At 49.7% G+C, this 23,636-nt stretch carries 25 protein-coding genes; 22 read left to right on the forward strand and 3 right to left on the reverse strand.

Translation table 11 applies throughout. The annotated features are described in order from the left end of the window. Positions 1-268: 268 nt before the first annotated feature. From queA to IT774_RS04510, 7 genes are all read left to right on the forward strand, one after another. A complete protein-coding gene (gene queA / locus IT774_RS04480) occupies positions 269-1,306 on the forward strand; it encodes a tRNA preQ1(34) S-adenosylmethionine ribosyltransferase-isomerase QueA (RefSeq protein WP_195811522.1) in 1,038 nt (345 codons plus the stop codon). Between the two features lie 132 nt (positions 1,307-1,438). Beyond that, positions 1,439-2,551, forward strand: a complete 1,113-nt coding sequence (tgt, locus tag IT774_RS04485; protein ID WP_195811523.1) for a tRNA guanosine(34) transglycosylase Tgt — start codon at positions 1,439-1,441, stop codon at positions 2,549-2,551. Between the two features lie 25 nt (positions 2,552-2,576). Further along, a complete protein-coding gene (gene yajC, locus IT774_RS04490) occupies positions 2,577-2,912 on the forward strand; it encodes a preprotein translocase subunit YajC (protein WP_195811524.1) in 336 nt (111 codons plus the stop codon). 60 nt (positions 2,913-2,972) lie between these two features. Beyond that, positions 2,973-4,817 (forward strand): protein translocase subunit SecD, encoded by a 1,845-nt coding sequence (gene secD / locus IT774_RS04495; protein WP_195811525.1) that lies wholly within the window; start codon positions 2,973-2,975, stop codon positions 4,815-4,817. 11 nt (positions 4,818-4,828) lie between these two features. Continuing rightward, positions 4,829-5,770: a protein translocase subunit SecF gene (gene secF, locus IT774_RS04500; RefSeq protein ID WP_195811526.1), complete on the forward strand. Its 942-nt coding sequence runs from the start codon at positions 4,829-4,831 to the stop codon at positions 5,768-5,770. A 110-nt stretch (positions 5,771-5,880) separates the two neighbouring features. Further along, positions 5,881-6,195: an aspartyl protease family protein gene (locus IT774_RS04505; RefSeq protein WP_195811527.1), complete on the forward strand. Its 315-nt coding sequence runs from the start codon at positions 5,881-5,883 to the stop codon at positions 6,193-6,195. Beyond that, on the forward strand, positions 6,171-6,788 hold the full coding sequence (locus IT774_RS04510; protein ID WP_195811528.1) for a retropepsin-like aspartic protease: 618 nt from the start codon (positions 6,171-6,173) through the stop codon (positions 6,786-6,788). The genes IT774_RS04505 and IT774_RS04510 overlap by 25 nt, the downstream gene beginning before the upstream one ends. Before the next feature lie 121 nt (positions 6,789-6,909). Here the strand turns inward: IT774_RS04510 and suhB are convergent, their stop codons facing one another. Further along, positions 6,910-7,686: an inositol-1-monophosphatase gene (gene suhB, locus IT774_RS04515; RefSeq protein WP_195811529.1), complete on the reverse strand. Its 777-nt coding sequence runs from the start codon at positions 7,684-7,686 to the stop codon at positions 6,910-6,912. Positions 7,687-7,894: 208 nt separating this feature from the next. Here suhB and trmJ point away from each other — a divergent pair, with 208 nt between their 5' ends. Next, positions 7,895-8,614, forward strand: a complete 720-nt coding sequence (gene trmJ / locus IT774_RS04520; protein ID WP_195812205.1) for a tRNA (cytosine(32)/uridine(32)-2'-O)-methyltransferase TrmJ — start codon at positions 7,895-7,897, stop codon at positions 8,612-8,614. 5 nt (positions 8,615-8,619) lie between these two features. Next, the gene (gene cysE / locus IT774_RS04525) at positions 8,620-9,444 is read left to right on the forward strand and encodes a serine O-acetyltransferase (RefSeq protein ID WP_195811530.1); all 825 of its coding nucleotides are present in this window, start codon (positions 8,620-8,622) and stop codon (positions 9,442-9,444) included. A gap of 269 nt (positions 9,445-9,713) precedes the next feature. Here cysE and IT774_RS04530 read toward each other — a convergent pair whose 3' ends face one another. Then, complete coding sequence (locus IT774_RS04530; RefSeq protein WP_195811531.1) at positions 9,714-10,691, reverse strand: sensor domain-containing diguanylate cyclase; 978 nt, start codon at positions 10,689-10,691, stop codon at positions 9,714-9,716. Between the two features lie 247 nt (positions 10,692-10,938). Continuing rightward, entirely contained in the window at positions 10,939-11,229 is a 291-nt protein-coding gene (locus IT774_RS04535) for an RNA recognition motif domain-containing protein (RefSeq protein WP_195811532.1), read from the reverse strand. A 437-nt stretch (positions 11,230-11,666) separates the two neighbouring features. Between IT774_RS04535 and iscR the strand changes: the two genes are divergently transcribed. From iscR to IT774_RS04600, 13 genes are all read left to right on the forward strand, one after another. Beyond that, positions 11,667-12,146: a Fe-S cluster assembly transcriptional regulator IscR gene (gene iscR / locus IT774_RS04540; protein ID WP_195811533.1), complete on the forward strand. Its 480-nt coding sequence runs from the start codon at positions 11,667-11,669 to the stop codon at positions 12,144-12,146. Continuing rightward, complete coding sequence (locus IT774_RS04545; RefSeq protein WP_195811534.1) at positions 12,143-13,315, forward strand: IscS subfamily cysteine desulfurase; 1,173 nt, start codon at positions 12,143-12,145, stop codon at positions 13,313-13,315. Before iscR ends, IT774_RS04545 begins: the two co-directional genes overlap by 4 nt. A gap of 279 nt (positions 13,316-13,594) precedes the next feature. Further along, positions 13,595-15,040 carry a Fe-S cluster assembly protein SufB gene (gene sufB, locus IT774_RS04550; RefSeq protein ID WP_195811535.1) on the forward strand — a complete coding sequence of 482 codons (1,446 nt, stop codon included), beginning with the start codon at positions 13,595-13,597 and terminating at the stop codon, positions 15,038-15,040. Between the two features lie 2 nt (positions 15,041-15,042). After that, positions 15,043-15,804 (forward strand): Fe-S cluster assembly ATPase SufC, encoded by a 762-nt coding sequence (gene sufC / locus IT774_RS04555; protein ID WP_195811536.1) that lies wholly within the window; start codon positions 15,043-15,045, stop codon positions 15,802-15,804. Beyond that, positions 15,801-17,075: a Fe-S cluster assembly protein SufD gene (gene sufD / locus IT774_RS04560; RefSeq protein ID WP_195811537.1), complete on the forward strand. Its 1,275-nt coding sequence runs from the start codon at positions 15,801-15,803 to the stop codon at positions 17,073-17,075. The genes sufC and sufD overlap by 4 nt, the downstream gene beginning before the upstream one ends. Continuing rightward, positions 17,072-18,289, forward strand: a complete 1,218-nt coding sequence (locus tag IT774_RS04565) for an aminotransferase class V-fold PLP-dependent enzyme (protein ID WP_195811538.1) — start codon at positions 17,072-17,074, stop codon at positions 18,287-18,289. The genes sufD and IT774_RS04565 overlap by 4 nt, the downstream gene beginning before the upstream one ends. 11 nt (positions 18,290-18,300) lie before the next feature. Beyond that, the gene (locus IT774_RS04570; RefSeq protein WP_195811539.1) at positions 18,301-18,657 is read left to right on the forward strand and encodes a HesB/IscA family protein; all 357 of its coding nucleotides are present in this window, start codon (positions 18,301-18,303) and stop codon (positions 18,655-18,657) included. Positions 18,658-18,667: 10 nt separating this feature from the next. After that, positions 18,668-19,204, forward strand: coding sequence for a putative Fe-S cluster assembly protein SufT (gene sufT / locus IT774_RS04575; protein ID WP_195811540.1), 537 nt, complete (start codon positions 18,668-18,670; stop codon positions 19,202-19,204). Between the two features lie 24 nt (positions 19,205-19,228). Continuing rightward, positions 19,229-19,642, forward strand: coding sequence for a SufE family protein (locus tag IT774_RS04580; protein ID WP_195811541.1), 414 nt, complete (start codon positions 19,229-19,231; stop codon positions 19,640-19,642). Between the two features lie 136 nt (positions 19,643-19,778). Beyond that, positions 19,779-20,210: a nucleoside-diphosphate kinase gene (ndk, locus tag IT774_RS04585; protein ID WP_195811542.1), complete on the forward strand. Its 432-nt coding sequence runs from the start codon at positions 19,779-19,781 to the stop codon at positions 20,208-20,210. 225 nt (positions 20,211-20,435) lie between these two features. After that, entirely contained in the window at positions 20,436-21,554 is a 1,119-nt protein-coding gene (locus IT774_RS04590) for a bifunctional tRNA (adenosine(37)-C2)-methyltransferase TrmG/ribosomal RNA large subunit methyltransferase RlmN (protein WP_195811543.1), read from the forward strand. A gap of 38 nt (positions 21,555-21,592) precedes the next feature. After that, complete coding sequence (gene pilW, locus IT774_RS04595; RefSeq protein WP_195811544.1) at positions 21,593-22,669, forward strand: type IV pilus biogenesis/stability protein PilW; 1,077 nt, start codon at positions 21,593-21,595, stop codon at positions 22,667-22,669. Then, positions 22,666-23,634: a RodZ domain-containing protein gene (locus IT774_RS04600; RefSeq protein ID WP_195811545.1), complete on the forward strand. Its 969-nt coding sequence runs from the start codon at positions 22,666-22,668 to the stop codon at positions 23,632-23,634. Before pilW ends, IT774_RS04600 begins: the two co-directional genes overlap by 4 nt. Positions 23,635-23,636: the final 2 nt, after the last annotated feature.

Below are 23,636 nucleotides of genomic sequence, written 5' to 3' on the forward strand. Positions count from 1 at the left end.
ATAGCGGTGATGACACAGGTTAGTTCAGTGAAAATGATAGCCTGGCCAGGTCGGCAAACGCGGGGCAAAAAAGAGCCCGGTCAGCATGCCGGGCTCCGAAAATAGAATTCGGTCGGAGAACGTCATCTCTATTTACCAATTATCTTAACTGATTAAGTAGAGAAGTATATTTATTCGCCGTATTGAACAAAATATAAACGTATTAAGGGTTATACCTGCCGCTGCAGGAGTTCTTTTTCCATCAACAGGTTAGGTGCTGGTACCGTAAATGAAACTAAGTGATTTTAATTTTTCTTTACCCGAAAAACTGATAGCCAAGTATCCCACAGAGCAGCGCAGCGCCAGTCGGCTGATGCATCTTGAAGGTAAAACCGGTCAGGTTACGCACCGTATGTTTGCGGACATGCTGGAGCTGGTAGAGCCGGGCGATTTATTAATTTTCAATAATACCCGGGTCATCCCCGCCCGCCTGAAAGGCAACAAGGCTACCGGCGGTCAGGTTGAGGTGCTGGTTGAGCGTATTTTGCCCGATGACACGGTGCTGGCTCATGTGCGCGCCAGCAAAGCGCCAAAACCCGGTGCGCAGCTGACTCTGGAAGAGCATATTCAGGTCACGGTGCTGGGCCGGCAGGAGGCGTTGTTTCACCTTCGCTTTAATAATGACGACAGTGTACTGAATTTATTAGAAGCGCACGGCCACATGCCATTGCCGCCGTATATCGACCGGCCCGATGAAAACAGTGATAAAGAACGTTACCAAACCGTTTATAACCAGAAACCCGGCGCCGTGGCCGCGCCCACTGCCGGCCTGCATTTTGATGATGAATTACTGCAAACCCTGCGCGACAAGGGTATTGAGCTAGGCTTTGTAACCCTGCATGTGGGCGCCGGTACCTTCCAGCCCGTGCGGGTCGATAATATTCTTGAACATAAGATGCACGCCGAATACGCCGAAGTTGATGAAACCGTGGTGGAGGCCATTAAACGCACGAAAGCCGCGGGTAAGCGGGTTATTGCCGTGGGTACTACCTCGGTACGTTCAATTGAGTCGGCCGCCAAAGCGGCGGGCGAGGCCGAGTTGATTGCACCATTTTTTGCTGACACCGAAATCTTTATCTACCCGGGTTTTGAATTTGAAGTCATCGATGCCATGTTCACCAACTTTCACCTGCCCGAGTCCACCCTGATGATGCTCATCAGTGCATTTGCCGGGCGTGACAACGTGATGAATGCCTATCAGCAGGCTATTGCGGCCGAGTACCGGTTTTTCAGTTACGGTGACAGTATGTTCATTGAACGGGCCTGATACCGCCTTTCACAGGCAAAAATATAGCGATTGAGTATATCGGGACATGATCTGTAGCACAGAACTGCTATAATCGCGGCCAATTATTTTAGACCCCGGCGCCTTTGCGCCTGCAAACGGGACCACAGATTCATGCAATTTGAGTTGTTAAAAACAGAAGGTAAAGCCAGACGCGGGCGTCTGAAGTTTGACCGTGGTGAAGTAGAGACCCCGGCCTTTATGCCGGTAGGTACCTACGGCACCGTAAAAGGAATGACCCCCGAAGAGCTTAAAGACAGTGGCGCGCACATTTGTCTGGGCAATACATTTCATTTGATGCTGCGCCCTGGCACCGGCATTATTAAACAGCATGGCGACCTGCATGACTTTATGCATTGGGACAAGCCTATTCTGACCGACTCTGGTGGTTTTCAGGTGTTCAGTCTGGGTGACCTGCGCAAAATTACTGAAGAAGGGGTGACCTTCCGTTCGCCCATCAATGGCGAAAAGATTCTGCTTACCCCCGAAAAGTCGATGGAAGTACAGCGCGATTTGGGCTCTGACATTGTCATGATTTTCGATGAATGCACGCCGTTCCCGGCTACCGAGCAGGAAGCCCGGTTGTCGATGGAGATGTCTTTACGCTGGGCCGAGCGCAGCAAAACCGCCCACGGCGATAACCCGGCGGCGTTGTTCGGTATTATTCAAGGCGGTATGTACGAAGATTTACGTGATGTATCGCTGGCCGGTCTGGAAGAGATTGGTTTTGATGGCTATGCCATTGGTGGTTTGTCGGTCGGCGAGCCTAAAGAAGATATGATTCGCATTATTGAACACACCGCTCACCAGATTCCGGATAACAAACCGCGTTATCTGATGGGCGTGGGTAAGCCTGAAGATATTGTGGAAGCGGTGCGCCGTGGGGTGGATATGTTCGATTGTGTGATGCCCACACGAAATGCCCGTAATGGTCACCTGTTTGTCACCGAAGGGGTAGTGAAAATCCGTAATGCGAAACATCGCAACGATACCTCGGCGCTGGATGAAAATTGTGACTGTTACACTTGTGAAAACTATTCTCGGTCTTATCTACATCACTTAGATAAGTGTAATGAGATACTGGGTGCGCGTCTTAATACCATTCATAATCTGCGCTATTACCAACGGGTTATGCAAGGTTTACGGGATGCCATTGATGCAGGCTCATTAGAAGAATTCGTCAGCGAATTTTACGCACAAAAAAATATGCCGGTACCGGCACTATAACAACAACGAAAGATAGAGGAATATTATGAGCTTATTCATTTCAAACGCTTACGCACAGTCAGCCGGTGGCCAGGAAGGTGGCGGCTTCGAAATGCTAATCATGCTGGGCGTGTTTGGTCTGATTTTTTACTTTTTGCTGTATCGTCCACAGGCTAAGCGTGTAAAAGAGCACAAAGCGCTGGTATCGTCGCTGAGTAAAAATGACGAAGTACTGACACAGGGCGGCCTGGTGGGCCGTATTGAGAAAGTTGTCGAAGATAAAGACTTCATCGAAATTGCCCTGAATGACACCAACACTATTGTGGTGCAAAAGTCTTCTGTTACCGCCGTTCTGCCAAAAGGCACAATGAAAGCAATCTAATAAGTTCTACGCCGGAGCCGGACACGCTGTCTCCGGCGCCCGGCAAAAAGGAATTTGTCTGTGTTAAACAAGAACTCTGTCTGGAAGGTGATTCTTGCGGTCCTGTTTGTCGGACTGTGTGCATTATACGCCCTTCCTAATCTTTACGGTGAAGACAACGCCGTACAAATATCCGCTGGTCGTGATGCGGTTGTCACCGAACAAATGATTTCTCAGGTCGAGCAAACCCTGGCCTCAAACAACATTGATCCCAAACGCATAGAATTTGAAAATGAGCAGATTCTGGTGCGTCTTACTGGCTCTGAAGATCAGCTAAAAGCCCGGGAAATGCTGGAACGTGCGCTGGGCGATGATTATATCGTAGCAATGAACCTGGCTGCTGATACGCCGGAATGGCTGGAAAGCCTGGGCGCCACACCCATGAAGCTGGGTCTGGATTTACGTGGTGGTGTGCACTTTCTGATGGAAGTGGATATGAGCGAAGCCATTGCTAAGTCGCTGGAAGATGCGGAAAGTGATTTTCGTACCGCGCTGCGTGAAGAAAAAATTCGTTATCGCACCGTGACCAAACGCGACGAACATGTCGATATCAAATTTCGTAGTGAAGAAACCCTGGAACAGGCGCAATTTTTCCTGCGTAACCGTAATCGCGATCTTCAGTTCACCGAAGCCGGCGACATGGTACTGCGTGCTACATTTTCAGAAGATAAGCTCAAAGAGATTCGTGATTACGCGGTAAAACAGAATATTACGATTTTGCGCAACCGGGTAAATCAGCTGGGTGTGGCCGAGCCGCTTATTCAAAAGCAAGGGGCTGATCGGATTGTCGTACAGCTGCCAGGAGTGCAGGACACTGCCCGCGCCAAAGAAATTCTGAATGCCACGGCCACGCTGGAATTTCGTCTGCTGGACCAGGACAACGATGTGCGTGATGCCATTAGTGGTCGGGTACCACCAGGGTCACAGTTAATCGAAGACAAAAACGGGCAACCGCAGCTGCTTGAAAAGCAGGTGATGCTGACGGGTAACCATATTATCGACGCTAATAACAGCGTGGATGAATACGGCATCCCGCAGGTGAATATCTCACTGGACTCCGAAGGTGGTAACAAGATGTCGCGGGGCACCCGTGGCAATATTGGTAAGCCCATGGCCACGGTTTTTATTGAATATAAAGCTACCGGTGAAAAAACTGACAAAGGTAAGCTGATTTTCGAAAAACATGAAGAAGTGATTTCGGTCGCGACCATTCAGGCGCAACTGGGCAGCAGCTTTCGAATTACCGGTTTGGACTCGCCCAAAGAAGCTCGTGATTTAGCGCTACTGTTACGTGCAGGCGCATTGATTGCGCCCATTCAAATAGTGGAAGAGCGCACCGTTGGGCCAAGCCTGGGGCAGGAAAATATCGAGCTGGGTATGCAGGCCATTGTGTATGGTTTGCTGGCGGTTTTAGCCTTCATGCTGATTTACTACAAAGCCTTTGGCATCGTGGCTAATATTGCGCTGGTGTCTAACCTGGTGATGATTGTCGGTATTATGTCGATGATTCCGGGGGCTACTCTGACCCTGCCGGGTATGGCGGGTATTGTTTTGACGGTAGGTATGGCGGTAGATGCCAACGTGCTTATCTTTGAACGGATCCGTGAAGAGCTGAGGGAGGGGCGCAGTATCCAACAAGCCATACATCATGGTTATGACAGCGCCTTTTCAACCATTTTGGATGCCAACATTACCACCTTTATTGCCGGCCTGATTCTATTTGCGGTGGGCACCGGCCCAATTAAAGGCTTTTCGATCACGCTGATGATTGGTATTGCGACTTCTATGTTTACGGCCATTTTGCTAACGCGCATTGTTGTTAATGCGGTGTGGGGCGGACGTAAAGTGAAGAAATTGGCGATTTAAGGAGAAAGCGAATGCGTATTATCAATTTATCCGAGACCGTCAATTTCATGCGTCTGCGCATGGTCACTACGATTTTCTCGTTTGTGTTACTGGCAGGTACCATTGGTTCGTTAGCCATTAATGGCCTGAACTGGGGACTAGATTTTACCGGCGGCACCTTGATTGAAGTGGGGTACGAAGAACCCGCTAATTTGTCGAACATCCGAAAGCAACTAAATGCGGCCGACTTTGGCGATGCAGTCGTGCAAAACTTTGGCTCCAGTGAAGCGGTGCTGATTCGTATTGCTCCGCGCGACGGGGTTAAATCAGTCGAGGTGGGCAACCAGGTGGTGCAGGCTCTGCGGACCGGTGATACTGCGGTAGAAATGCGTCGTATCGAGTTTGTTGGCCCGAATGTTGGTGAAGAGCTGACCGAGCAGGGTGGACTGGCGATGCTGGTGGCGCTGATCTGTATCTTGCTGTATGTCGCCATGCGGTTTGAATGGCGCTTTGCATTAGGCTCGGTGGCGGCGCTGGCCCACGATGTATTGCTGACCTTAGGGTTGTTTTCAATCTTACAAATTGAATTCGATCTAACGGTGTTGGCGGCGGTATTGGCAGTTATTGGTTACTCTCTTAACGATACCATCGTGGTGTGCGACCGGATCCGGGAAAACTTCAGAAAAATCCGTAAAGGTGAGCCGATTGAGATTGTCAATATCTCATTGACGCAAACCCTGAACCGGACCCTGGTAACCTCATTAACCACCATTATTGTACTGGTCGCCTTGTTCTACAAAGGCGGAGCCTTGATCCACGGGTTTGCCACCGCCTTGCTGTTCGGTGTGATTATCGGTACTTATTCATCGATTTATATTGCCAGTTCAGTAGCCCTTGCGCTGGGGATCAGCAAAGAAGATTTGATGCCACCGCAGGTGGAAAAAGAGGGCGCCGATATGGATCCTCATCCTTAGGCGTTGTCTTCGATATTTTACAAAAATTAAAAAGCCGTCCATCTAAGGGCGGCTTTTTATTTGTGCAATTTTTGGTAGCCTTGAATCAGGAATTTAACTAAGGACTGGTTATGCTATCTCGTTTACTTTGTTGTGTATTATTGATTCTCAGCGCTTGGTCGGCGCAGGCGACGGTCACACCCTGGCTGGAATTTAAATTACAAGACGGCCATATTTCCCTCCCCGTGACCGTCAGTGGTCATCCCACCTATGCCATTTTAGACAGTGGCGCCCAAATGAATGCTATTAATAAAAAATTTATTGATAAACACGAATTAAATTATACCGGAGTTGGGACCACCTATATCAATGGTCCGTTCGGGAAAAAAGGCATAAAAAATTATCCAATATCCCGGTGGGAATGTTTGGTACAACTACAGGAATAAACAATGTAGTAGAAGCCGCTTTAGGTCATAGCTCTATAGGACTGTTACTGGGCGCTCCGTTGTTTCAGGGCAACGTTATGCAAATAGATTATCCTGGCCGGAAATTGCGGCTTATCAGCCGTGACGTGGTAAATTTACATAAGATAAAAAATATACCTATGGTAGAGCAGCGCGGTTCTGGCATGCCTTTGGTTGAAGTTACCTTGAACGGGCAAAGGACATGGTTAGTGCTGGACACCGGTAATGCTGGCGGCATCATGATTGAGCGAAGCCTTGCAGAAGGTTTGGGTTTAGCAAATTCAGACAATCAGGTGCACCAGGCCAGTGATATTAGTAAAACGGTTAAACTCGAATCTACCAGAATAGATGAGGTGGTTTTTGGACCCTATACACTCGAAAATATGCTGGTGTCTTTTAATGCTGAAGGCAGTAATATCGACTTAAACAATCAATACAAAACCACAGGCACCCGCATCAGAGGCAAAAAGGTCGAGGGGTTAATTGGATATGAAGTGTTGAAACACTTTGTGATCACCATGGACTACCAGCGCGCTTACCTGCACGCCGGCTTACCGGAACAAGATAGCGAATAACCGGGTATACAAAAAAGCCCGATGCGGGTAAACCGGCACCGGGCTAACGATTAAGCCTGTAACCACGTAAGTGGTGAAGAGGTGGTGTTGTTAAGGCATTGTCGTGATATTTAGATTGTATTTATTTTAAGTGTTTTACCAGGCCCTGTACTACTTTCGGGCTTCCGGCAACCACTTCGCCTTTGTATAAAGGATCGTTATTACCGGCAAAATCCGTTACCAGTCCACCTGACTCACGTACCATCAACTCGCCGGCCGCAATATCCCAGCATTTGATACCACGCTCCCAGTAGCCATCGTGGCGACCGGCGGCAACATACGCCAAATCCAATGCCGCACTGCCGGCACGACGTACATCACCACATTCATGGAAAATCTTATTCAGGCTTAAAGCGAATTCGCCATACTGCTGTTTGTTTCTGAACGGTAAACCGGTGGCCAGCACAGTGTCGGTAAGATCCCGCGGTTTGGTTACACGAATACGATAGCCATTTAGCTGCGCACCTTTACCCCGGCTGGCAGTAAAAATTTCGCCACGGATAGGATCGAAGATGACCGCCTGATCAAGACGGCCTTTATATAGCAGCGCAATAGAAACGGCAAAGTGAGGAATGCCTTTGATAAAATTGGTGGTGCCATCTAACGGGTCAATAATCCACTGAAAATCAGAATCTTCGCCATTGGTTTCGCCACTTTCCTCACCCAGGAAACAATGATTAGGAAAAGACTGACGAATTTTATAAATAATTGCTTTTTCTGCTTCCTTGTCGATATGTGTCACATAATCGTTACTGCCCTTTTCCTGCAGTTGCAAGTCATCACGATTTTCAAAACCACGGACAATAATCGTACCGGCCACACGCGCAGCGCGGACCGCAATATTCAGCATAGGATGCATAGTCACCACCAATTGTAAAAGATCGAAGTTCGGACACGCCGGTTACGGCATGGCCGATAAAAAACGCGCGAAGTGTACCGACTGTTCGCCTAATATGCAATGTATGATGCCGCTTGAGGCAGTTAAAAATTGGCAGCGTGCCGCAATAGCCCGCCAAAGCAGACTTATGTTAGAATTTACTACAAACCATTCAAACAAAAACAAAACCATGCTGGAAAATATCAGGGTTGTCCTTGTCAATACGTCTCACACAGGCAACATCGGCTCAGCCGCCCGGGCCATGAAAACAATGGGATTGAGTAATCTTTATCTGGTTGACCCGGTGCAGGCACCAGATGGTAAATCAAGTGCGATGGCAGCGGGCGCTGGCGATGTGCTTGGTAATGCGACCACCGTGACCACCTTAGAAGAAGCCGTTGCCGGCTGCGGTTTGGTGGTAGGCACTTCGGCCCGGTCGCGGACCCACTCCTGGCCTATGCTCGACCCACGCCAATGTGGTGAAAAAATGATTGCCGAAGTTCCCAAGTACCCGGTGGCACTGGTGTTTGGCCGCGAAAATAACGGTCTGACCAATGAAGAGTTGCAACAGTGCCATTATCATGTGTGCATTCCGGCGAATCCTGAATACAGTTCTCTTAATTTGGCGATGGCAGTTCAAACCTTATGCTATGAAGTGCGTATGGCCTGGTTAGCGCAGGAAACGATCCCGGAAGAGCCGAATGACTACCCGCTTAACGATGACCTGGAGCGCTTCTACCAGCATTTAGAAAGCAGTTTAATGGGCACAGGTTTTGTGGTGAAGAATCACCCTGGGCTGGTAATGACCAAATTACGCCGCTTATTTAATCGTGCCCGTCCTGAGTCACAGGAGTTGAATATCTTGCGTGGTATACTTTCTTCCATTGATAAGGCAGTTAAAAAAGACTAATCCCCATGTTTTCAAGAATAAAAGACGATATTCGTGGCGTATTTCATCGGGATCCTGCCGCCCGCAATACCTTTGAGGTATTGACCAACTATCCGGGCTTACATGCTATCTGGATACACCGTGTGGCGCATCGGCTGTGGCGCGCGAACTTTAAGTGGCTGGCACGCAGCTTGTCCACTTTCAGTCGCTGGCTGACAGGCATCGAAATCCATCCCGGCGCAAAACTGGGAAGACGCTTTTTTATCGACCATGGCATGGGGGTCGTCATTGGTGAGACCGCTGAGATTGGCGATGATGTTACGCTATACCATGGGGTGACATTAGGCGGAACTTCATGGCAGGCTGGCAAACGCCACCCTACGCTTGAAAACAACGTGGTGGTGGGCGCAGGGGCAAAAGTATTGGGTCCGATTACCATCGGCGAAGGCGCCAAAGTCGGCTCAAATTCGGTGGTGGTAAAAAGCGCGCCGGCCGGCTCTACGGTGGTGGGTATTCCCGGGCGCATTGTATTGAGTCAGGGCACCCGGCAGGAAGCCGAGCAAAAAACCGACAAGCGCAATTGTATTGCACAAAAATATGGGTTTGATGCGTATGCCATATCGCCAGATAACCCCGATCCGGTGGCTAATGCGATGGGCATCATGCTGGAACATATGCATCAGATGGACCATAAAGTGGAAGAGATGTGCGGAGTGATTCGCTCGATGGGCGGCGATGTCTGTACGGACAATCTGCATTCACTAAGCAAAGAAGATTTTGCAGAAACCGGTATAGATCCTGTGGTCAAAGAACACGAAGACGAGCATGCGTCGTTCGACCCTAAAATTTAAAACAGGCCAACTCGGGGGGTAGCGACAGTAGCATCGGCCGGAGCGTAACAGCCATGTCACAAAAACCAGGCATAAAAGCCAGGCGATAAAAGCCAGCCCCACAGCTGTTAGAACGGTTTGACAAAGTAGTAGCCACCGAGCATCTTTGTGGTGTTGGAAGATTGCCCGCACCAAGGCCAGGGCTTCAGCAGGCGAAATTGGCGTCGGATAGAGGACTGAGTGACTGCGCGTTCCAGGTAAAGCGCTACGCGCAGTCACTCGGTCAGGAATTAAATAGCGAAGCGGCGAGTGGGGGAGCGAGTTGCTTTCTTATTTGCATACATCGCAGCATCGGCACGGGCGAGCATCGCATCAATGGGTTCATTGTTTTGACGGTGCGCCAGCCCCACGCTGTATTCAATATCGTAGCCGCGCGAAGTGGTTCGATTAAATTCCTCCACCTCTTGGGCAAAGCGGGCCATCACCGTGCGGGTTCCTGCCGAATCAGTACCGGTGAGCAACACCACAAATTCATCGCCCCCCAGACGCGCAAATACATCTGACTCACGAAAAACCCGCTTTAGTAAATTAGCAAAAGTCACCAGGGCGCGGTCGCCTTCAGCGTGCCCGAACTGATCGTTAATTGGCTTAAAGTGATTCAGGTCAAACATCAACACTGTTACATCCATCTGCAAACGCTGGCAGTGGTGCAGGGCATAATTTGCGAGCACATTAAAACCCCGTCGATTAGAAATCAGGGTAAGCTCATCCAGGGTCGCCAGCTGCATCGCAGCAATTTCCTGTTCTACCATCACCGCCAGATCTTTCAGTAACTGAATATCTTCGTCTTCGAGCTCATGGGGTTTGGTATCAATTAAACACAAAGTGCCGATATTGTGACCATTAGCGGCTTTGAGAGGACTGGCAGCATAGAAGCGAATTTCAGGCCCCTGGGTTACCAGTGGATTGTCATGAAAACGAATATCTTCCAGCGCGTTAGGCACACAAAACACATCGTCGCTTAAAATAGCATGGCCGCAAAAAGAAATATCCCGGGGGGTTTCGGTGACATCCAGGCCCTGCGCCGACTTAAACCATTGGCGTTCAATGTCCACCAGGCTTACCAGGGAAACAGGCACCCCAAACATACGTTTGGCCATACGGGTGATTCGGTCGAAACGTTCTTCGGGCTCGGTATCAAGAATTTTTAAGGCATGGAGCGTGTTCAAACGTTCCGCTTCGTCTTTCGGAAATTCGGGCGCTATCATCGGATATCTCATAGATCAAGTTAAATTAATCTTAGCCGCAATCCAAACTGCTACCAACTAGACAATAGACTAATACCAGTGGGTACCACGCGCCGAGAGCGAGGGCAGCAGACAATCCCCCTGGCTGTAGATAACAAATTATACACTTCTAACAGGCACCAAGCACCAGATAGGGTCAGCTACAGACGATACTATTCGCCTACCTGCTGTGCAGAACCCGGCCTATTCTTCGAGGATAGGTGATGCTTTAATCTTTACCGCTGGAGGGGGCGTCGCTGGCGTTTTCAGCATCAGCTTTTTTGTCGTCGGCTTTTTTGACCCGAATTTTTGTTTCACCCACACCTTGGTTATTCAGATTTTTAATCGCCGCTTTGGCATCACCTGGCTTCGGCATCTCAACAAAAGCAAACCCTTTCGACTGTCCCGTCTTCTGGTCCATCACCAGGTTACAGGACTGCACCACGCCATAGGCACTGAACAAATTGGTAAGTTCTGCTTCGGTGGTGGTACGATCTAAATTTCTGACTAGAATTTTCATAAATAATTTTCACATAAAAATGATGATGTTTAGGTAATGTCTGAAAAACATCACCTGAGAGTAAGGTAGCATTTCGCGCAAACCGGCTGGGTTTTGAGGAAAGCCCGAGACATTCAGCGAAGAAATCGTAGCTAATAGTAACAGTTTCTCTACCGGCATTCTTGCCTTTGTCAGTCACCACGCCAGCGGGTGCGCTGCACGGTTGATGCTATCAGTGCAATCGTTATGGTCCGATCATATAAACGGAATATAGTTGAAGATAGAATAAAGCTCCCTTCCAGACAACTTTAACATTAAACAACCGGTTAAGCGGTCCTGACAGTGTATGCAGGTGTGATTGAAGCCAATAGGAACACGGTTTTGTCGCCAGGTTAAATAGTTGACCAATTTAGTCAGGTATGGAACAATTCTGCTATCAAAAACGGCAGGGGAGTTCTATGAAATTAACATCTAAAGGCCGGTACGCCGTGACCGCCATGCTTGATGTGGCGCTTCATTCTACCCGCGGCCCGGTTCCTTTGGCCGACATCTCTGAACGGCAGGAAATATCGCTGTCTTATCTGGAACAGCTTTTTTCACGTCTTCGTAAAGAGCAACTGGTCAGCAGTGTACGCGGGCCTGGCGGAGGGTATCTTCTCAGTCGCGAGCCCGTAGATATTGCCATTGGTGAGGTTATTCGTGCAGTGGATGAGTCGGTAGATGCCACCCGCTGTCAGGGCCAATCAGATTGTCAGGGCGGCGAACGCTGCCTGACCCATAGTCTGTGGCAGGACTTAAGCGACCGGATCAGTGTTTTTTTGAATGGCATTACCCTGGGCGAATTAATGGCCCAGCGGGATGTATTGGAAGTTGCTGACCGGCAGGATAAAAACATTCTGGGGAAATCTCAGGATATTCAGGTGAGTATACAACTGTGAGTAATCAAGCACAGCCACCGGTCTATCTGGACTATGCGGCCACCACCCCGGTGGACCCGGTGGTCGCCGAACAAATGATGCAATGTCTGACTATGGACGGCAATTTTGGTAATCCTGCGTCGCGGACCTATCGTTACGGCTGGATGGCAGAAGAGGCCGTGGATGTGGCCCGTAGTCAGGTGGCAGATTTGCTGAATTGTGATCCCCGTGAAGTGGTGTTTACCTCTGGTGCCACCGAAGCCAATAACCTGGCGATTAAAGGTGTGGCCGAGCAATACCAGGATAAAGGCCGGCATATTGTTACCGTGGTTACGGAACATAAAGCCGTGCTCGATACCTGTGCTTATTTGCAAACCCAGGGCTATGAAGTTACCTACCTACCGGTTGATGATCAAGGTTTGATCAGCCTGACAGAGCTTGAAGAGGCGTTGCGTGATGACACCATTTTGGTGTCGGTAATGCACGTAAACAATGAAATTGGTGTAATTCAGGATATCGCTGCTATCGGTAAATTGTGCCAGGAGCGCCAGATTGCCTTTCATGTCGACGGCGCACAAAGCGTCGGCAAGTTACCCGTGGATCTAAGTACCTTACCGGTTGACCTGTATTCGTTATCAGCTCACAAGTTCTACGGGCCTAAAGGTAGCGGCGCTTTGTTTGTACGCCGGCGTCCGAAGGTTCGGGTGGCCCAGCAGATACATGGTGGCGGTCACGAACGTGGAATGCGCTCCGGGACCCTGGCGACTCATCAAATCGTCGGACTGGGCGCTGCCTGCCAACTGGCCAGTGCCCACCTGGATGAAGAAATAGAGCGTATCGGTGCGCTACGTGACAGACTCTGGCAGGGACTGAGCGCGCTTCCTAACAGCAAGCTTAATGGCCATCCCACGCAGCGTGTTTCGGGAAACTTGAATGTTAGCTTCACCGGCGTGGATGGCGAGAGCCTTATTATGGCATTAAATAGCATTGCGGTGTCATCGGGTTCAGCCTGTACATCTGCCAGCATGGAGCCATCTTATGTGCTGCGCGCCATTGGCTGCGATGCCGAAACCGCTCATAGTGGGTTGCGTTTTTCTGTAGGTCGCTATACCTCAAGCGATGACATTGATCACGCGGTAGAAAAAGTTACCGATGTGGTTACCCGTATGCTTGAGACAAACGGCCAGTAATCCACCTGTAGACTTATTCGCGTTGAATAAAACCTGATATTCGGGCATGATCCGCCGCGCTCCGGCGAGGCGGATCATGGCAATTTATATAAAGCGTCGGCACACCACACCGGCACCCGCATAATACTTGAGTGTTTTACTCAGGTATTATACAATACAGCACAGTTTAAAAGCGTTGAGCAGCTTTTCACACACCACGAAAAAGTGATGTAGGGCAAGACCGTCATGGCCCTTTTATTCAATGCTCCGCTATAGCAGGCAAACAAGTGAGACTTCAATATGAGTGAACAGAGCGAACAGATAGATCAGGCGCTGGAACGTAAGTACGATGCCGGTTTCTACTCTGACATCGAGTCTGAAACATTTGAAAATGGTCTGGACGAGTCGGTTATCCGCCGTATCTCGGCTATGAAAAATGAGCCTGAATGGATGCTGGACTGGCGTTTAAAAGCCTACCATGCCTGGCTGGAGATGGACGAGCCGGAATGGGCCCATGTCCATTATCCAAAAATTGATTTTCAGTCGATTTCGTATTATTCGGCCCCCAAAAGCATGAAGGATAAACCCCAGTCACTGGATGAAGTAGATCCTGAGTTACTGCGAACCTACGAAAAGCTGGGCATTCCCCTGCACGAACAGGAAATGCTGGCCGGTGTCGCCGTGGATGCGGTTTTTGATTCGGTTTCGGTGGTGACGACCTTCCGGGAAAAGCTGGAAGAAGCTGGGGTTATTTTTTGTCCTATCTCAGAGGCTATTCAGAAGTACCCGGAACTGGTAAAAAAATATATTGGTTCAGTGGTGCCCCGTAGCGACAATTTCTACGCCGCTCTCAACTGCGCGGTATTTACCGACGGTTCGTTTGTTTATATTCCAAAAGGCGTTCGTTGCCCGATGGAGTTGTCGACCTATTTTCGTATCAACCAGGAAAATACCGGTCAGTTCGAGCGTACCTTAATTGTGGCTGAAGAAGGCAGCTATGTAAGCTACCTGGAAGGCTGTACTGCACCGCAACGTGACGAAAATCAGCTGCACGCCGCAGTGGTAGAGCTGGTGGCCATGGATGATGCGCAAATCAAGTATTCCACAGTACAAAACTGGTATCCCGGAGATGAGAATGGCAAGGGTGGCATTTACAATTTTGTGACCAAGCGTGGCATTTGTCACACTAATGCCAAAATTTCCTGGACTCAGGTGGAAACCGGCTCGGCGGTAACCTGGAAATACCCAAGCTGTATCCTGAAGGGCGACAACAGTGTGGGTGAATTCTATTCGGTCGCATTAACCCGTGGTCGTCAGCAAGCCGACACCGGTACTAAAATGATACACATTGGTAAAAATACCCGTTCGACCATTATCTCCAAAGGGATCTCGGCTGGTAAAAGCAATAATGCTTATCGTGGTCTGGTATCAATGGGCCCTAAGGCAGAAGGTGCGCGTAACTTTACCGAGTGTGACTCGCTGCTGATTGGTGATACCTGTGGAGCGCACACATTCCCGTATATCGAAAGCCGCAATCCTACTGCGATTGTGGAGCATGAAGCCACTACCTCTAAGGTAAGTGACGACCAGCTGTTCCTGTGTCAGCAGCGTGGTTTGGATCCTGAGAAAGCCGTTTCGATGATTGTGAACGGTTTCTGTAAGGAAGTATTTAAAGAATTACCGATGGAGTTTGCGGTGGAAGCCGGCAAACTGCTCGAAATTAGTCTTGAAGGTTCAGTGGGGTAATAATGCTTAAGATTCAGAATTTACATGCAAGCGTCGAAGACAAGACCATCATCAAAGGTCTGGACCTGGAAGTAAACCCAGGCGAAGTACACGCAATCATGGGCCCGAACGGTGCCGGCAAATCCACGCTGGGCTATGTATTGTCAGGCCGTGATGGCTACGAAGTGAATGAAGGTACAGCGACTTTCAAAAATGAAGATTTGCTGGATATGGAAGTAGAAGAACGCGCCCAGGCTGGCCTGTTTCTGGCATTTCAGTATCCGGTCGAAATTCCTGGCGTCAGCAACATGGAATTTATGAAAGAGTCAGTTAATGCGATTCGCGAAAAACAGGGCAAAGAGGCATTAAGTGCAGCTGAATTTTTGAAAACCGCGAAAGAAGCCTGCAAGCAGGTGCAATTGCCGTTAGCATTTTTAAAACGAGGTGTTAACGAAGGCTTTTCCGGCGGTGAGAAAAAGCGTAATGAAATTATGCAGATGATTTTGCTGGAGCCTTCGTTGGTGATTCTTGACGAATCTGACTCTGGTTTGGATGTCGATGCGTTGCAGGTAGTGGCCAATGGGGTTAACAGCCAACGCGATGGCAAACGCAGCTTTATCGTGGTGACGCACTATCAGCGCCTGCTTGACTACATCGAGCCCGATTTCGTACATATTCTGGCTGACGGCAAAATTGTGAAAAGTGGCGATGCCTCGCTGGCTAAAGAAGTAGAGAAAAGCGGCTACGCATTTTTAGGTAAAAAATACGAGGAGTCAGAAGTATGAGTCAATGGCTAAATCAGGTCATTGAGCACGCGACTGCCCCATCAGATTTTCTGGCCACCGTGCGCCAACAGTCGCGTGAGACCTTAAAGCAACAAGGCTGGCCTGGCAGGCGCGCCGAGAGCTGGCGGTTTACGCCGCTAACCTCGGTAGCCAAACGTGAAGTTAAGCCAGCGGATACAGTACCGGTTGAAACCAACACCACTCATAGTGTGGCACAAATTGCCGGGTTGGAAGCGTTTGACCTGATATTTGTGGATGGGCAGCTGGCCACCGATTGTAGCAAGCTGGATTTACCCGAAAGCGTTGTTATCGCTACCTTCGATCGGCTGGATGAAGCCCAGCAACAGCGCGCCGCCAGCGTATTTGGTCAGGTGAAGCCTACCCACCATGTTTTTGGACTGGTCAATGATATTGCCAGCGCGCAGGGCGTGTTTATTGATGTGCCAGCTGGCGTGAAACTGGACAAAATGATTCGCATTACCAATGTGATCACCCAGGATGTGGATGCCCATACCCGCGTAGCGGTAAACCTTGGTGAAAACGCCAGTGCCCGTATTCTAGAACAGGCTGAAGGTGATACGCCCAGTATGTCCACGGCCTTTGTCGAGTATGCCATTGGGGATAATGCCCACCTGGAACATTATCGCTTTGCGTTTATGGCCGGACAGGCCAAACAAATTGGCGGCAGCCACTTTGCCTTAGGCAATCACTCTACCTTAAATAGTACGGTGGTGGGCTATGGCAGTGAGCTCTCGCGACTGGATGTGGATATTATCCACCGCGGAGAGCATGCTGACGCTAAGATGAATGCTGTTTATTTGCTGGCCCAGGGCGAGCTGTTCGATTTGCATTCAAATATTGAACATACCCTGCCTAATGGCACGACCGAAGAAAATGCACGGGGTATTATTGGTGATAATGCCCGCGCGGTTTTCAATGGTCGAATTCATATTCATCGTGATGCGCAAAAAACTCTGGCCGAGCTGAACAACCGTAATTTATTGCTATCTCGCCGGGGACTGATAAACACCAAGCCCGAGCTTGAGATTTATGCTGACGATGTTAAATGTGCACATGGTGCTACCGTGGCAGAGATTGATGAAGAAGCGCTGTATTATCTGCTCAGTCGGGGCATTTCCCGTAGCAAGGCGCTGGTTATCCTTAACTTTGGTTTTATCCAGGAACTGGTAAATCAGGTCCCTGATGAAGCTATTCGTGAGTGGCTGCTGCCTAAGCTGAGTGAGCGTTTTGCCCGGATGGAGGTAAAATGAGCCTGAATGTCGCTGCGCTACGTCAACAATTTCCTATTTTGTCTCGTGAGATTGACGGTAAGCCGCTGATCTACCTGGATAACGCGGCGACAACCCAAAAGCCGCAAGCGGTATTGGATGCCATTATCGATTATTACACAACGTGTAATGCGAATGTGCATCGCGGTGCGCATCAGTTATCGGATGAGGCAACCCGCCGTTACGAGTCTGCTCGCGATACGGTGGCCCGGTTTATTAATGCGGGTGCCCGGGAAGAGGTCATCTGGACGCGCGGCACCACCGAAGCGATTAATTTGGTGGCCAACGGTCTGGCGCAGCTGCTGCAAGCGGGTGATGAAGTGATGGTGACCGAAATGGAGCACCACGCTAATTTGGTTACATGGCAACAGGCCTGTAAACATTCGGGCGCCACGCTTAAGGTTGTGCCTATCAATGAGCGTGGCGAACTGGACGAAACAGCCTTTGAAAGCATGTTGAACCCGGCAACCCGGCTGGTGGCCATGCCCCATGTGTCGAATGCACTGGGTACGGTAAACCCGATTCAGACTCTGACCGCGAAAGCGAAAGCAGCAGGGGCCTGGGTGTTAATAGATGGGGCCCAGGGCATTGCTCATGGTGATGTCGACGTACAAGCCATTGGCTGCGACTTTTATGCATTTTCCGGTCATAAACTGTATGGGCCTACCGGTATCGGGGTTTTGTGGGGCAGGCGCTCGGTTCTGGCAGACTGGCCGGTGTGGCTGGTGGGTGGTGAAATGATTCAGGAAGTTACCTATCAGGATGCCACATGGGGCGAGCTGCCAAATCGTCTGGAAGCCGGTACGCCAGATATTGCCGGTGCCATTGGCCTGGCCGCCGCGCTCGACTGGTTTATGGCCCTGGACCAAAAGGCGATTCAGACCCACGAGAAAGCCTTACTGGCCAGTGCCCATGCACAGGCAGAAGAGTTTGACGGCCTGCAAATTATTGGTACGGCGAAAAACAAAATTGGCGTAATGAGCTTTATGCTCGACGGTGCGCACCCGGCCGATGTCGGCTTTATCCTGGATCGTCAGGGCATTGCCATTCGTACCGGCGATAACTGCGCTCAACCACTAATGAAAAAGCTGGGAATTCCCGGCACGGCCCGGGCATCGTTTTCCATTTACAATACAATGGATGAAGTGGATGCGTTGTTCTCGGCGCTGCGTAAAGCCAGAAAAATGCTGGCTTAACAGGAGACGATATGAGTGTTGAAACCTTTGTACCAAGTAACACTGTCGTGTCGCTAACCGATGCGGCAAAAAAACATTTTTCAGCTAAGCTGGCCAAGGCCGACAAAAACTGGATTCGACTATCTACCCGGGTCAGTGGTTGTACCGGTTATGCCTATGTACTGGATTTTGCCGATAGTCCCGAAGCGGACGATGAAACCCTGGATGCCGGCGATAATGTTAAAGTTGCTATCGCCAGTAATGCTGTAAGCTTGCTGCGTGGTACCGAAATTGATTATGTCATGGAAGGAGTTAATGGCGTGATTAAGTACTACAACCCGAACGTAGTAGATGAATGTGGTTGTGGCGAAAGCTTTAACATAGGCTAAGAAAGTAAACATGGCAGCACAGAAAATGGTAGTCACAGAACGTGACTGCACCGCCCGGCTGGTACCAGCTGGTGACAAAACCGTTATTCGCGAAGGCGAGTTTGTCAGTATTACTCAAGAGCTGGGTGGCAATTACACCATTACCTGGCAGGGCAACATGTACCGGATTGATGGTACCGATGCCGATGCTATTGGCCGCAAACCGCAGGTACTGAATTTTGAAGCACCCGCAGACGGCACCATCAGCGAACAGCAGGTCTGGGATGCGATGGAAACCATTTACGACCCGGAAATCCCAATTAATCTGGTGTCGCTGGGCCTTATCTATAAAGTCGATATTGACCAGGATAACCACAAGGTGAGTGTGCAGATGACACTTACCGCGCCAGGCTGCGGTATGGGCCCGGTATTAGTCGGTGATGTGGAATACCGGGTTGGCATGGTACCGCATGTGAATGACGTGGAGGTTGAACTGGTGTTTGATCCGCCCTGGTCCCGTGAAATGATGAGTGAAGAAGCTCAGCTTGAAGCTGGTTTGTTTTTTTAATTACTACTTGGGATAAGCAACACTATGCAATTGCCAGATAGTCAGGAAATTATTGACGACATCGCGTTTTTCGATGACTGGGAACAGCGCTATCAATACATTATTGATTTAGGCAAAGCGATTCCGGGGCTCAGCGAGGAACAAAAAACCAGTGATCGGCTGGTGAAAGGCTGTCAAAGCTCGGTATGGATGGCGTCGCGCATCCACGAAGGGCGCATTCAGTTTGACGTGGACAGCGATGCAGTGATTGTCCAGGGCTTGTTGGCTTTGGTGTTGGCAGCCTACAACGACAAAACCCCGGCGCAGATTCTGGCGTTTGATATTGACGGTTATTTTGCCGAGCTGGATCTTGAGCGTCATATCAGTCCGACCCGGGGCAATGGCTTACGGGCAATTGTCGGGCAGATACAGGCGCTGGCAAAATCAGCCACTCGTTAATGGCGAAATGCCGGGGCTGGCTGAAACAAATATAGAATTAACTCCAGAGCAATGAACATCGGCTCTGGTCATGTTGCCAAGAATTGCCTATAATTTGCGGCCAAAATATTAATAGACTTTTTCGGAGACAAGAAAAATGGCTCTAGAGCGTACTTTTTCGATTATTAAGCCTGATGCAGTAGCAAAAAATGTTATCGGTGCAATTTACAACCGTTTTGAATCTGCGGGTTTGCGCATTGTTGCCTCTAAAATGGTACACCTGAGCAAAGAACAGGCTGAAGGCTTTTATGCTGAGCATAAAGAGCGTCCTTTCTTTGGCGCCCTGGTAGATTTCATGACGTCTGGTCCGGTAATGGTTCAGGTTCTTGAAGGCGAAAACGCCGTAGTTAAAAACCGTGAAATCATGGGTGCAACTAACCCAGCTGACGCGGCTGCCGGCACTCTGCGTGCTGACTATGCGGCTTCTATCGATGAAAACGCGGTTCACGGTTCTGATGCACCAGAATCTGCAGCACGCGAAATCGCATACTTCTTTTCAGAAGAAGAAATCTGCCCACGCACTCGTTAAGCACGAGGCGGGTCAGATAAAAGGAGAGCTAAGGCTCTCCTTTTTTGTTAGTGCCGAATCTTTGTCTCATCGCAGGCCTGTGCTTTTACCGGCATCGCGGCTATGGTAAAATTCGCGCCTAATTTTTGTACGATGCGAGCGGGCTCTCCCGCGCGTATCGGTATATGTTGCTGTTACTTAGGCAACCTCTTGATTTATATAGTTTAAGGTAAGGTCAGTCATCTTATGGCAAAAACAAATTTGTTAAATCTCAATCGCGAAGGCCTGCGTGCGTTCTTCAAGGAGATTGGCGAAAAACCATTTCGGGCCGATCAGGTGATGAAATGGATATACCACCAGGGTGTCAGTGACTTTGCCGAAATGTCGAATCTGAACAAGAACCTGCGGCAGAAACTGGAAGAGCATTGCGAAATTAAAGCCCCGGAAATTGCTTATTTTCAGGAAGCCAGTGACGGTACTATTAAATTTGCCTTAACCTTAGAAGGTGGGCAGGAAGTTGAAAGTGTCTGGATCCCGGAAACCGATCGCGCCACACTGTGCGTTTCGTCGCAGGTGGGTTGTGCTCTGGAATGTACTTTTTGTTCTACTGCCCAGCAAGGTTTTAACCGTAATCTGTCGGTCAGTGAAATCATCGGTCAGGTATGGCGGGTCGCCACCTTTTTAGGGCTGTCTAATGATACCGGCAAGCGTCCGGTTACCAATGTGGTCATGATGGGTATGGGCGAACCTTTGCTTAATCTGAAACATGTGATTCCGGCGATGGATCTGATGATGGACGACTTTGGTTTTGGTTTGTCGAAGCGTCGGGTCACGTTAAGTACCTCGGGCGTGGTGCCTGCACTGGACAAATTAGGTGACACCATTGATGTGGCGCTGGCGATTTCATTACATGCGCCTAATGATGAATTACGTAACGAAATTGTACCTATCAATAAAAAATACAATATCGAAGCATTTCTGGCAGGGGTCAGACGTTACCTGGATAAGTCGAAAGCCAACCAGGGCAAAGTCACCATTGAATATGTCATGCTTTCGCATATTAACGACAGCACCGATCAGGCTCACGAACTGGCAAAAGTTTTGAAGGATACCCCCTGCAAGATTAACCTGATCCCATTTAATCCCTATCCGGGCTCCCCGTATACATGTTCGTCAAATTCGCGAATCGACCGGTTTTCTAAGGTATTAATGGAACATGGCTATACCGTGATGGTGCGTAAAACACGCGGCGATGATATTGACGCGGCTTGCGGCCAGTTAGTGGGGGATGTGGTCGATCGCACCAAAAGAATGTTGAAAAAACAGATGAAGGGTGAGCAGATTTCGGTAAAAATGGCGCAGTAATCTAACTGGTACGAAATTCATAAGGAGGTAGTCGCCCCATGCGCAAAAGCCTAATTGCTTGCGTTTTTGTTTTAACAGGATGTGTAAGTCAGTCTCAGCCGGGAATGCTCAGCGATAATTTTGATCAGTCTGAAGCAGCCCGCACCCGCATGTCGCTTGGCTTAACTTATCTGAAAAACGGCGACTATACTCAGGCCAAAAAAAATCTGGACCGAGCGCTTGAGTTTGCGCCGCGGCTTGCCGACGTGCACTATGCCATGGCGTACTACTATCAAACTGTGGAAGAGGTGCCACGGGCGGTGGAGTACTATGAGAATGCGCTGGACCTGGCCCCCCGTAATGCGGATATTGCCAATAGCTATGGCGCGTTTTTGTGCCAGCAGCGCCAGTTTGACAAAGCCCAGGAACTCTTTCTTAAAGCGGTCAATAACAAGCGCTACGCGAATACCGCCCAGACTTATGAAAATATGGGGCTTTGCGCCCGGGACCAGGGCCTGCACCCACAGGCCATTGAATATTTCAAAACGGCGTTAAATCATCAGCCCTCCCGGGGCAAAACCCTGATGCTGCTGACGCAGGAATACCTTGAAACCGGCCGTTACGAAGAGGCCAAGGACAGTCTGCGGCGCTATCAGAAAATGGCTCGCGTAACGGCGCAGTCGTTGTGGCTGGCGGTGCAGGTGGCGGATGCGCAGGACGATATCGAATCGGTGCGAAGCTACGGCGAGATGCTGCGCTCATTGTATCCTGAGAGCATTCAATACCAACGCTACACTGAACTTGAAAAACAGCTTTCCACAGTAACAAATGCAAGAAATAACCATACAAACATAAAAAATAGTCAGGGCGCCCCGCGTCCGGGTAACTCAGAAGCCACGCTTTCGGCGTCAGCCAGGGCGCTCGCCTCGGACCTGAATTCGTTGCCGGTCGCTGAAAAAGAGCAGGTTCATATTGTTCAATTCCATGAGAACCTGTACCGTATTTCGGTTAAATACAATATTAGAATGTCTTCCCTACGTTCTTGGAATAATCTGGCACAAACGGATGTGCTGGAAGTAGGCTCCAGATTATGGCTGGTCCCCCCTGAGCAACAAACAAACCAGGTAGTTGAATGAATCCAGAAGAAACAACCGAAGAAAACGTCGGCCAGGCCCCGACGCAAAACCAGCAGACCCCCGGCAAAATGTTACGCGAGGCCCGTCTTCAACAGGGGCTGTCGCAGCAGGATGTCGCTGCTAAACTGTTTTTAAAAGCGCATACCATTGAACATATCGAGTCAGACAAAATTGATGAGTCGATGTCTGTCACCTTTACCAAAGGCTATGTACGCAACTATGCAAAATTTCTGGGCATTGACCATGAAAAAGTGATTGAAGAATTCAATCGTCTGCATACTGCCACCAAGCCGCCCGCCGCATTGCAAAGTTTTTCTCAGCGGGTTGCGAAACAGGCTCATGATGACCGCTGGATGATGGTGACCTGGGTCATATTACTGCTGCTGATTGCCGCGGTGGTGGTCTGGTGGTATCAGCAGGACGATAACACCACTCAACAAAACGCTTCAGTAAGCGCGCCCGCCACTTCAGTGACTGCCCGCGAGCGCGAATCTAAGGGCGTCAGCGAGCGCCACCGCCAACCCGCCACGGACACCAGGCCCACGGCTGAAAAAAAAACATTGGCAGAGTCTGCTGAAACCAGCAGCTTAATGTCTGCGCCAACCAATGATGAAGCGCAAAAGCCGGTAGAAACGTCGGCCCCGGCAGAGCAAGCCGACACCGATGCATCATTGGCGGCGGCCAGGGAACCAGCCTCTGAAGCTTCATCGCCGGGCGCCCCGGAATCTATGCAGTTCACGTTTGATGATGAGTGCTGGGTAAATATTGTTGATGCCAGTGGCGAAGTGCTTGCCACCGGAATTAAACGGGCCGGCCGGGTGATGGAGATTACCGGTCAGCCTCCTATCAGTGTTACTTTAGGCGCGCCAGATGATGTAGCCATTGTCTATGCCGGTGAAAAGGTCGATATTTCTGGTTTTCAGAATGGCCGAACCGCGCGCTTTTCATTACCTTTGCAGGATTAAAC

Source organism: Salinimonas marina (assembly GCF_015644725.1).
Classification (GTDB): domain Bacteria; phylum Pseudomonadota; class Gammaproteobacteria; order Enterobacterales; family Alteromonadaceae; genus Alteromonas.